Genomic DNA, 12,170 nt, shown 5'->3' with positions numbered 1-12,170 from the left:
TCACCTAATGTTATTTTTTAATAAGCTTGTTCATTACTTCATATAGCTTATTTGCTGCATCTGGAATACCAAGTTGCTTAGTAGCCAGTTTCATATTTTGTAATGTTTGTGTATCCAATAAAACCTCATCAATGTCACGAATAAGCGTTTCAGATGTTAAATCTTTTTCAAGTAGCATTTTAGCTGCTCCTTTATCAACAACTGATCGTGCATTTTTTTCTTGATGGTTATTTGTTACGTACGGACTTGGAATTAATACACTCGGCTTTCCTAACGCTGTTAATTCTGCAAGCGTTGTAGCCCCTGCCCTTGAAACAACAAGATCTACACCCGTCAGTACCTCTGGCATATTATGAATAAAAGGTTTAATAATAACATTATTCGGATTTCCTTTTTGTTTCACGGCTTCCATAACTTTATCATAATGTACTTCGCCTGTTACATATAATACTTCGTAACTTTTATTCCCAAATTGTTCAATCGCTTCTACAAAAGCATCGTTAATCGGTCTAGCCCCGCGGCTCCCACCAAAAATAAGCACGGATTTTTTAGAAAGGGATAGTCCTACCGAACGTTTTCCTTTCATTCCATTTTGGTCCATTACTTCTGATGCACGTGGATTACCTGTCATAACCACTTTTGACTGTGGAAAATGTTCTGCAGCTGCTTCAAAACAAACTGCAACTTTATCGACATAACGACTTAAAAATTTATTCGTTACACCAGGTACACTATTTTGTTCATGGACAATAGTCGGAATACCTAATTTAGCCGCAGCATATACAACTGGCCCACATACGTATCCACCCGTACCAATCACAATATCAGGGTTAAAACGACGAATATATCGTTTACTATCTTGAACACCTTTTAGGAAACGCATCACGGTTTTTACATTATCAAGAGATATTTTTCGTTTAAACCCACTTATAACAATAGATTGGAACGGAATACCCGCTTTCGGTACGATGGTACTCTCTAATCCATTCTCTGTACCAATGTATAAAAATCTTGCTTCCGGATTTAGTTTTTTTATTTCTCTAATCAAAGCAAGAGCTGGATAAATATGTCCTCCAGTACCCCCACCACTTACTAATACTCGCACTACTGATTCCTCCACTTCCCTGTTCTTATTCAATCGTATTTATTTCTATATACATATTGTATTTTCACACACACACGAAAAACCCTGTCTTTTAAACAGGGTTTAATAGCGAGAATGGCGACTTATATTCAATAATACACCTACTGCCATTAACATTAAGGTCAAACTTGATCCACCATAACTTAAAAATGGCAAAGTAATACCGGTAACAGGCATCAGTCCTGTTACAACACCAACATTAATCATTACTTGAATCGCAATCATCGCCACAATACCTACTGCTAAAAACGTACCATATAAATCTGGCGCTCCTAATGCTATACGAATCCCACGCCATAATAATAGACTAAATAATAATAACACAAATGAACCACCAATAAAACCTAATTCCTCGGATAAGATTGCAAATATAAAGTCTGTTTGTGGTTCAGGTAAATAAAGAAATTTTTGTCTACTTTGTCCAAGTCCAAGCCCAAATAAACCACCAGGTCCAATTGCGAGTAACGATTGGATAATTTGAAATCCACTTCCGAGCGGATCCGACCACGGATCTAAATATGATGTGATGCGTTTCATTCGATATGGCGCTGATGCAATTAACCCTACAAATCCCGCTGCGCCAAGCAAACCAAACATTGCAAAGTGAAAGACCCTTGCTCCCGAAATAAATATCATAATAATACATGTCCCAATCATTACCGTTCCCGTACCAAGATCTGGCTGTAACATAATTATCCCAAAAGCAAGAAATACAAAACTAAGAGCCGGTAGTAAACCTCGTTTAAAAGATGTAATTAATTTTTGTCGTTCCGCTAAAAATTTTGCTAAGAAAATAATCATCGCGAATTTCATAAACTCTGACGGTTGGATAGAAAATGCCCCGATTCCAATCCAACTTCGCGCCCCTCCACGAACGAGACCTACTCCAGGAATAAGAACGAGAATAAGAAGAACGAAACAAACTAGTAAAATTACTTTTGAATACGTACGCCACACCCAATAATCAATTTTCATTAGAAAAAACATAGCTACTACCCCAAGACTTGCAAATAACAATTGTCTTTTTGCAAAAAAGAATGAATCCCCCATTTTATAAGAGGCCCAAACCGCACTCGCACTATAAACCATAATCATTCCGATTGTTAACAACGCAAGTGTAACGATGATGAGAATAAAATCAGGCGTTTTCTTCATTACCCATGAACACCACCTCTTTGGGCAGAACCTTTTGCCCTATGTAACAAAACATCAGTAGGTGTTAGCCTACTGATGTTTTGATTTACTTTATATAAGTTTATGCACAGCTTGTATAAAAATGTCTCCTCTTTCTTCAAATGTTTTAAATTGATCCCAGCTTGCACATGCTGGTGAAAGAAGAATAACATCACCATCGGTAGAATGAGCATAAGCTTTCACTACTGCATCATCTAAAGTATCGACACTTTCAATTACATCTAATCCTGCTTTTTCTGCCGCTCTTACTAATTTTGGTGCAGTTTGTCCAAATGTCACAATCGCTTTGACATGTTTAAAATATGGAATTAAATCATCAAATTCATTACCACGATCAAGTCCACCAGCCAATAATACAATCGGTTGTGTAAATGCAGATAATGCTTTTTCTGTCGCTAGCATATTCGTCGCTTTTGAATCATTATAAAATTTACGATTATTAATCGTTGTTACATATTCTAAGCGATGTTTTACACCTGTAAAACTTTTTAACACAGCAGTAATTGCTTCATTAGAAACACCTAGTAATTTAGCAATACTCATTGCTGCTAAAATATTTTCTAAATTGTGCTTACCAGGTAAAACAATATCACTTACTTTAACTACTTTTTCGCCTTTAAAATAAAGAGCGTTATCTTTTATATACGCACCATCTTCAATTTCTTTCGTCGTCGAAAATAATACTTTCTGTCCTTTACTATATGCCGATAACGCCATGACATCTGCATCATCTGCGTTAATTATACTATAATCTGTTTCAGTTTGGTTTTTGAAAATATTCGCTTTCGCCAAACCATACTCTTTCTTCGTCCCGTGATAATCTAAATGCGCTTCAAATAAATTTAAAAAGGCTGCAATTTTTGGTTGGAACGATTCCACTCCCATCAATTGAAACGATGAAAGTTCCGTAACGACAACTTCATTTCCCTTCGCCAATTGTGCAACTTCACAAGCTACAGTACCTATATTCCCCGCAATAACTGGGTGCTTTTGTCCTTCTTTTAACATTTCAAACGTTAACATTGTCGTTGTTGTTTTACCGTTAGATCCCGTAATCCCAACAAACGGTGCTGCTGAAATGGAATATGCTAATTCAACCTCAGTTACAATTGGAATTTGTTTTTCTTTCGCCGCCACTAAGAGTGGATTAGAATATGGAATTCCTGGATTTTTTACGACAAGTGAAATGTTTCTCTCCAGCAATTCTAATGGATGTCCACCACATACAACATCCATTCCTTCCGCTTGTAACTCAGCTGCAAGCACATTACCCGCTAATGGTTTCCCATCATTTACAATGACGTTTGCCCCTAATTTTTTTAATAAAGTAGCTGCTGCATAACCACTTTTAGCAATACCTAATACAAGAACATTTTTATTTTGATATTCAGTTACAGTTTTCAATTACATCCACACCCCGATATAAATTCCTAGCACAGCTAATAAAAATCCTACAGACCAAAACGTTACAACAACGCGCCACTCTGACCAACCACATAATTCATAATGATGATGTAATGGACTCATTTTAAAGACACGCTTTCCTGTTGTTTTGAACGAAATAACTTGGATAATAACAGATAAAGTTTCCGCTACGAATACACCGCCAATAATAACGAGTAACAATTCTTGTTTTAACAAAATCGCTACAGCTGCGATAGCACCACCTAAAGCTAGAGAACCAGTATCCCCCATAAATACTTTCGCTGGATTCGCATTGAATACTAAAAAGCCAAGTACAGCTCCTACGACTGCCATACAGAAAATCGCTACCCCAAATTGTTCTTGAGCTACAGCAATAATACTAAATGCTCCGAATGCAATAGCAGCTGTTCCTGATAATAAACCATCTAAACCATCTGTTAAATTAACCGCATTTGATCCACCAATAAGCATAAATAATACGAGAACAAAATACGCCCAGCCTAATTCAAATTTAACATCAGTTCCTGGAATCATGATATACGTGTGAAATGCTTGCCCTTTTCCAATTAAAAAGAACGCAATAGCAATTACAAGCTGACCAATCAATTTTTGTTTTGATGTTAAACCAAGATTTCTTTTCTTTACTACTTTTATGTAGTCATCTAAAAATCCGATTAATCCGTACCCAAATGTAACTAATAATAACAATGATACTTCTGCACCTAAATTGTTAAATTTAATCGCCATAATAAGCGTAGTCACCATCATAGATACATATATGACAATACCACCCATCGTTGGTGTCCCTGATTTCTTTTGGTGTGACTTCGGTCCTTCGTCACGAATACTCTGTCCGAACTTTAACTTTCTTAAAAATGGAATAAATAATGGCGAAAGGGCAACAGAAATTAAGAATGCTACCCCAGCCGTTACTAATAAACCTTGTTCAAGCACATGTAGTCCTCCTCTCATGCTGTTACACTTCGTTGTTTAAACGCTCCGTGATTGCTTCTTTAGCAACTTCACGATCGTCAAAATGATGAACTTCTTTACCAATAATTTGATACGTTTCATGCCCTTTACCAGCAATAATAATAATATCTTCTGCTTTTACTTTCGAGATAGCGGAACGTATCGCTTCTTTTCGATCGACAATTACTTCATAATTATTCCCATTTACATCATTTACCATATCATCTAAAATAGCCTTCGGATCTTCACTTCTTGGATTATCTGATGTATAAATTGCGTGAGTTGCATATTCGGTTGCGACACTTGCCATTATTGGTCTTTTCGTTCTATCTCTATCACCACCGCAACCAACGATACAATATACATCGCCTTTTGCAAACTGTTTTGCTGTTTTTAGTACGTTCTCTAAGCTATCAGGTGTATGCGCATAGTCAACAATAACTGTGTAATTTTGTCCACCATCAACAACTTCAAAACGTCCAGGAACGCCAGCAAGCTCTTTAATTACATCAATAATTGTTTGTAAGCTCACTCCTGAAACAAGACCTGCTGCTGTAGCAGCTAACACGTTGTATACATTAAACTTACCAATTAATTTCATCGTAACATTTACAGTTTCATACGGTGTTACAAGTGTAAATGTTGTACCGCCACTCGTCATTACGATATCTCGTGCCATAATGTCGCTTGCAACATCTATACCGTATGTTACAACAGTAGCTGCTGTACTTCTCATATACTCTTCTGCTACTGGATCATCACTGTTTAATATAGCGTATTTTTCACGATTATGATGATAACTATTGCCAAGCTGTGCGAAAAGCAACCCTTTCGCATGTTTATATTCTTCCATCGTTTTATGATAGTCTAAATGATCTTGTGTTAAATTCGTAAATACTGCAACATCATAATCGCACCCGTGTACACGGCCAAGATCTAAAGCATGAGACGAAACTTCCATTACTGTGCTATCCACACCTTGTTCAACCATTTTTGAAAATGTCTGTTGAAGTGTTAGTGCATCCGGTGTTGTATTTTTCACCTCAAATGTTTCATCACCGATTTTCATATTAATCGTTCCAATTAGCCCTGTTTTATGACCATGTGCGCGCATAATTTCATCCATAATATGCGATGTTGTTGTCTTTCCATTTGTACCTGTAATACCGATTAAATGTAACTTGTGTGTTGGTTGGCCATAAAAATAATCAGCTAAAACCGCTAGCGAACGAAAAGTATTTTTCACAAGTACAACTGGAACGTCAACATCAATTGGTCTTTCCGCAACAATAGCAGCCGCTCCTTGTGCGGCTGCTTGCTTAGCAAAGTCATGGCTATCAACCGTATATCCTTTCATACATATAAATAAGCTTCCCTCTTTCACTTTGCGTGAATCCGCTTCAATAGATGTTATTTCTGGATTTTCTGTTGGAACAACTGGAAAATCATGCAAACATGATACAAGTGTATGCAACTTCATTTCACTAAACCCTCTCTACATTGTTTATTTATCTCTTATTTTAGCAAGTAACACGTTACCTCCTAGTTATATAAAAATAGGAGGTAAGTGCTACTATAGTCTAATCAATAGATTTATTTATTAATGAGACACTTATCGTCTCAAATAAAGCAATTTTTCTATAAAGAACTCACTTCCACCAATTGTACCATAAAACACAATCAGTTACCTTTAATTCCCGAAGTAAATTCTAACTTTTGAACCCTCTTTTACTTTAGCTCCTGCTTCTGGTGATTGTTTAATTACTTTCCCACCATCACCACTTATATCAAGCTTCAAGTCTACAAGTTGCGTTTGTAAATCTTTCTTTTTCATACCAATTAAATTCGGAACTTCCACAGTTGGTGTATCGCCCCATTTATATTCTTTCTCAACTTGCTCTTTTCTCGGTTCCACTCCCATTACAGGAAGTGCGTCACGAAGAATATTCCCAACAATAGGTGCTGCTACAACTCCACCAAATTGAGTGACTCCTTTTGGATTATCCACTGCTACATAAACAACAATTTGCGGATCGTCAGCTGGAGCAAAACCGATAAATGATACAATATAGTTATTATCTAAATATTTTCCATCTTTCACCTTTTGAGCAGTTCCAGTTTTTCCACCTACACGATATCCATCAATATAAGCCCCTTTACCCGAACCTTTCGCTACAACATTCTCTAATGCGTAACGAACTTTCTCTGAAGTTTCCTTGGAAATAACTTCCCTTTTCGCAACAGGTGTCTTTTTGCTGACAACTTGATTATTCTTCGGATCAATAAATTCCTTCGCTATATATGGCTGATACAAAGTTCCACCATTTACAGCGGCCGCTACAGCTGCTACTTGTTGAATCGGTGTAACAGAAACACCTTGCCCAAATGAAGTCGTCGCTTGCTCGACTGGACCAACTTTATCTAAATTAAATAAAATCCCGCTACCTTCACCCTGTAAGTCAATTCCGGTCTTCTGTCCAAACCCGAAATTGCGAATGTATTTAAACAATCGATCTTTACCAAGACGATCACCGAGTTCAATAAATCCTGGGTTACAAGAGTTTTGAACTACCTCTAAAAACGTTTGGCTACCATGGCCTCCAGCTTTCCAACACCGCAATCTAGCTCCACCAACTTCAGCTGCCCCATCATCATAAAATGTATCTTTCTCTAAGTCTACTAAATTTTCATTCAAGGCTGCAGCTAATGTAATAATCTTAAATGTTGACCCCGGCTCATACGTACTCCATACAGGTAAGTTTCTGTTATATACTTCCGGAGAAACACTTTGGAAATCTGCTGGATCAAAACTTGGTCGACTTGACATACCTAAAATTTCACCATTTTTCGGATTCATTGCAATTGCTATCATACCGTCAGGATTGTACGTTGATTCCGCAATATTCATTTCTCTTTCCATAATCCTCGTAATGCGTGAATCAATTGTTAATCCTAAATTCAAGCCGGCTTCTGGTTTTTTGAAATCATCTCCAACGTTAGGCATTCTCTGTCCTTTCGCGTCTGCAAAAAATCGCACATGACCTTTATCACCATTTAGCTCTTTATCATAATATTTCTCTAGTCCCATAAGCCCTTGATTATCACTGCCCGCAAATCCTAATACGTGTGATAAAAAATTACCGAATGGATAGTACCGGATAGAATCCTCTGCGATGTACACACCCTTTAAACTTAATCCGCGTACTTCTTTCGCTTTGTCATGCGATATTTTCCTTCCGCCTTTATCAAGCCTTACAATCGATTCTTTTTTTGTAATCCGCTTATAAACATCATCTTTTTCCACACCTAATACTGCAGCTAACTTCTCTGCAGTCTCTGCTGGTTTTTCAATTTGCCTCGGCACAACAAAGACGGTCGGTGCACTTTTATTTGTAGCAAGCTCCACACCATTTCGATCTAAAATTTTCCCTCGCTCTGGTTCAAAAGTAATATTACGACTCCATGAATCCTTCGCACGATCCGTTAACATATTTCCAAGAAAAAATTGCACATATCCAAGACGAATATCGATAATGGTGAAAATGAGTATACCCGATATAAGTATAAAAATAAGTCGTTTTCTAACTGTTACATTTGATACACGCATATTGGAACAAGCCTCCCTTACGCCTAGCTTGTTCCAATATATGCTTGTACTTATTTAATTAGAACTTCTTCCCTATTAACATTATGGCTTTTCTGCTTCTTGCTGCGGTTCAAGTGGTGGTACGAGTGTTACACCTAATTCTGTACCAGGTTGCAACAATGTCCCTTCCGCTACACTTTGCTCAGTTACATATCCTGTACCAGAAGGTTTTAAGTTAAGCTTTAATGTTTTTGCTAAATTCATAACATCACGCAGTGCCCATCCCTGTATATTTGGCATTGTAGGTTTATCTCCTACTAAGAAGACTCGATCACCCTTTAATGTTTGTTCAGTTGCTTTTGGCACTTGCTGCTGCACTTTACCTTCACCTAATACGATTGGACGAAGTTTTGCTTTATCAATTGTTTTTTTCGCTTCTTCCATCGTTTTTCCGGTTACATCTGGAACGACAGTTTGTTGTTCTTTCACATATTTTTTCGGGTCTTTTACTTCATTCGGCTTAATCTTTAAGTACTCTAAGCTATTTTTCGTTACATATTTAAAGATATCTGCTAAAGGTTTAGCCCCGTTTTCATCATCTTTTAATTTTGGTTGTTTAACGGACACATACACAACAAGTTGCGGATCGTCCATCGGTGCCATACCCAAGAATGAGAATATATAATTCTCTCTTCCCGTCATATAGCCACCTTTCCCGTCAGGAATTTGTGCTGTACCTGTTTTCCCCCCGACTGAGTACCCATCAACTTTATATGCAGTTCCTGTTCCTTTCGGTGATGTAACAACACGTTCTAGTAATTGCCTTACTTGCGCTGCTGTCTCTTTGGAAACAGGTTTTCCTACTTCTTCTGGCTTATGCTCTAGCTGTACTTTACCTGTTATTGGATCCACAATTTTATCAATTGTATAAGGTTTCATCATTTTCCCATCATTTGCAATCGCTGTTGCAGCTTGTACAAGTTGAATTGGTGTAACTGTAGAACCTTGTCCAAACGCTGTTGTTACTTGTTGTATTTGTTGATCAAATAAAATTGTATTTGACCCTTCACTAGGTAAATCAATGTTTGTTTTTTCATCTAATCCAAAATTATGAATATATTTTCGGAAACGATCTGGACCAAGTTTTTGATCACCTAAAATTGCAAATGCTACGTTTGAAGAGCGCTCTACCCCTTCATCGAAAGTAATAGAACCCCATCCAGCACCGCCGTTATGATCTTTTATTTTGCGATTACCAACTTGATATGTACCAGACTGATAAAAGTCTTGCCCATTGTATACACCTTCATTAATGGCCGCCGCTAACGTGAAAATCTTCATTGTTGATCCCGGTTCAAATGCATTTGCAATTGCGTCGTTATAATAATAATTCATCTTTCCCTGGTTCGGATCATAACCAGGTTTACTAGACATCGCTAATATTTTCCCCGTCTTTGGATCCGCAACAATTCCAATTAAATTTTCTGGTTCATAATGTTTACTCGCTTCTTTCATTGCGTCTTCTAAATAACTTTGAATACGTTGGTCAAGCGTTAAATACACATTATCTCCATTTTTAGGCGCCTTTACATTCACCTTTCCACCATCAAGAGATACACCTTTACGGTCCCCTGTATAAGCTACCTCACCATTAGAAGCACCTAAATACTTATCCAAACTCTTTTCTAAGCCAAATTGACCTACTGCGATTCCATTCTCATCAGGGCTGGCATGACCTATGACGTAAGATGCGAAATCACCGTTTGGATACACTCTCGCATTTTCGGTGATAAAAGAGATTCCTGGCAATTTCAATGCTTCTATTTGTTCTTTCTTTTCTTTCGTCAAGCCCTTACCTAATGTTCCAAATTCCACTTGACTTCTATCTTTATTTAAAGCGGCTAAGATCGCATCTTCACCCGTTCCGAGTACTCCAGCGATTTTCTTTGCAGTATCCTCTTTATCCTCAACAGGCTTAGCACCTTTTAATTCCGCTACCATTCTATAGGAATTTGCGTCTTGTGCTAGCACATGACCATTTTGGTCATAAATTGTTCCTCGATTCGCTTCGAGAACACCTTTTTTACTATGTTTCTGTTCAGCAAGTTTTTTCAAATCATGATTGTCCACTGTTCCTGTTACTTGTATGTAAAAAAATCGGGCTAATAACAGCAAAAAGAGCAGGAGGAAAAATATCATAAAATAACCTGCTCCCTTATTGGTATGAAATTTGGTCATATTTCTCTTCATCTTTTCTTCACACCTATTTGCCTTACTTTAGGCCTTTCACATTATTCGCATTAATTTCTAGCCCATGTTTTTTTGCAACTTCAGCGATACGTTCATAACGACTTAACTTCTCTACTTCAGCCTGCAATTCTTGATTTTCCTTTTGTTTTTTCACAATTTGTTCTTCTATCGTCGCTGCTTCTACATTAACTTGATATAGACCCGCTTTATTCCCAATAAAAGCTACACAAGCATATAATAAAAATCCAATAAACGTTACGTACAATAGCTTTTCAATTCTTGTAATTTTCGTTTTAACTTTTGGCTTAACCATCTGCTGTGGCGGCGCTTGAATTTGTACCTCTTCTTGCGCCTGTTGTTTATACTTTACAGCTAAATTAGTCATACCTCTCTCTCCTTTTTATCGTTTTTCAGCGATTCTCAACTTCGCAGAACGCGCTCGATTATTTTCTTCTAATTCAATGTCAGAAGGTAAAATCGGTTTCCTTGTAATAAGCTTTAATTTCGGCTTAAATTCATCCGGAATAATCGGTAGTCCCTGTGGTAATTGCGGCGTTGTGCTATTTCGCTTAAACGTCGTTTTACAAATACGATCTTCTAAAGAATGGAATGTTATAACACTAACTCTTCCACCAGGCTTGACCATATCAATTGCAGATTCCAACGCTTCTTCAAATACTTTTAATTCATCATTTACAGCAATACGAATCGCTTGAAATACTCGCTTCGCAGGATGTCCACCTGTTCTACGTGCCGGAGCTGGAATACCTTCTTTAATTAATTCCACTAATTCTCCTGTCGTTTCAATAGCCTTATTCTCGCGATAAGCTTCAATTTTCCTTGTTATTTGCTTTGAAAATTTTTCTTCTCCGTATTGGAAGAAAATTCTTACGAGTTGTTCATATGACCAGCTGTTCACAACATCATATGCTGTTAATGGGGCATCTTGATCCATCCGCATATCTAACGGTGCATCATGATGATAACTAAAGCCACGCTCTGGTGTATCTAATTGTGGGGATGAAACACCTAAATCGAATAAAATCCCGTCTACTTCTGTGATACCTAATTCATGTAGTTTTTCAGATAAATAACGGAAGTTGCTCTTCACTGTTACAAATTGTTCACCATAAGAAGAAAATTTTTCCTTCGCATTTTGAATCGCTATTTCATCTTGATCAAATGCTATTAACTTTCCACCATCTGTTAGCTGAGATAATAAATAAGAACTATGTCCTCCTCCACCCAGTGTACAATCTACATATGTACCACTCGGTTTTATATCTAAGCCATCTACTGTTTCTTTCAAAAGTACTGTTACGTGTTTGAACATTGCTGCACCTACTCTTTTTCCAATTAATTATGTTAAATACATTTCTCACTCTACAAACACAATTTACTACTAGAGGATGAAATGCTACTAAAGAACGACTCATTTAACTTCCAACAAGGTAGTACGCTATACAAATCGCTATTTTATTTTATTATATACTAAATTTTATCATTTTTTGCGGGAATTTAAACAAAAACCTGTCGAAAAAGATAATAATCCGTTTACATTTTGTGCTATTTTGTCATATATATATACCTGATACATAG

General features: G+C 37.1%; 9 protein-coding genes. All 9 read right to left on the bottom strand.

All coding sequences use genetic code 11. The features are described 5' to 3' along the window. Window positions 1-10: 10 nt before the first annotated feature. Window positions 11-1,105, bottom strand: a complete 1,095-nt coding sequence (gene murG, locus AB3X49_RS02045; RefSeq protein WP_367960269.1) for an undecaprenyldiphospho-muramoylpentapeptide beta-N-acetylglucosaminyltransferase — start codon at window positions 1,103-1,105, stop codon at window positions 11-13. Window positions 1,106-1,207: 102 nt separating this feature from the next. Beyond that, window positions 1,208-2,299 carry a stage V sporulation protein E gene (gene spoVE / locus AB3X49_RS02040; protein ID WP_002014736.1) on the bottom strand — a complete coding sequence of 364 codons (1,092 nt, stop codon included), beginning with the start codon at window positions 2,297-2,299 and terminating at the stop codon, window positions 1,208-1,210. Window positions 2,300-2,389: 90 nt separating this feature from the next. Further along, window positions 2,390-3,742, bottom strand: coding sequence for a UDP-N-acetylmuramoyl-L-alanine--D-glutamate ligase (gene murD / locus AB3X49_RS02035; RefSeq protein WP_367960267.1), 1,353 nt, complete (start codon window positions 3,740-3,742; stop codon window positions 2,390-2,392). After that, entirely contained in the window at window positions 3,743-4,717 is a 975-nt protein-coding gene (gene mraY, locus AB3X49_RS02030; protein ID WP_002014738.1) for a phospho-N-acetylmuramoyl-pentapeptide-transferase, read from the bottom strand. A gap of 22 nt (window positions 4,718-4,739) precedes the next feature. Next, window positions 4,740-6,215: a UDP-N-acetylmuramoyl-L-alanyl-D-glutamate--2,6-diaminopimelate ligase gene (gene murE, locus AB3X49_RS02025; protein ID WP_002014740.1), complete on the bottom strand. Its 1,476-nt coding sequence runs from the start codon at window positions 6,213-6,215 to the stop codon at window positions 4,740-4,742. A 210-nt stretch (window positions 6,216-6,425) separates the two neighbouring features. Continuing rightward, window positions 6,426-8,342 carry a stage V sporulation protein D gene (locus AB3X49_RS02020; protein ID WP_002014741.1) on the bottom strand — a complete coding sequence of 639 codons (1,917 nt, stop codon included), beginning with the start codon at window positions 8,340-8,342 and terminating at the stop codon, window positions 6,426-6,428. An 81-nt stretch (window positions 8,343-8,423) separates the two neighbouring features. Then, window positions 8,424-10,571 (bottom strand): penicillin-binding protein, encoded by a 2,148-nt coding sequence (locus AB3X49_RS02015; protein ID WP_483298763.1) that lies wholly within the window; start codon window positions 10,569-10,571, stop codon window positions 8,424-8,426. 22 nt (window positions 10,572-10,593) lie between these two features. Continuing rightward, on the bottom strand, window positions 10,594-10,956 hold the full coding sequence (gene ftsL, locus AB3X49_RS02010) for a cell division protein FtsL (RefSeq protein ID WP_002014745.1): 363 nt from the start codon (window positions 10,954-10,956) through the stop codon (window positions 10,594-10,596). A 15-nt stretch (window positions 10,957-10,971) separates the two neighbouring features. Then, window positions 10,972-11,904 carry a 16S rRNA (cytosine(1402)-N(4))-methyltransferase RsmH gene (gene rsmH / locus AB3X49_RS02005; RefSeq protein ID WP_002014746.1) on the bottom strand — a complete coding sequence of 311 codons (933 nt, stop codon included), beginning with the start codon at window positions 11,902-11,904 and terminating at the stop codon, window positions 10,972-10,974. Window positions 11,905-12,170 lie beyond the last annotated feature (266 nt).

The sequence above is a fragment of the Bacillus sp. C30 genome (assembly GCF_040838255.1).
GTDB lineage: Bacteria > Bacillota > Bacilli > Bacillales > Bacillaceae_G > Bacillus_A > Bacillus_A mycoides.
Note: the sequence above shows the minus strand (reverse complement) of the source record. Positions and strands in the feature narration are given on the sequence as shown.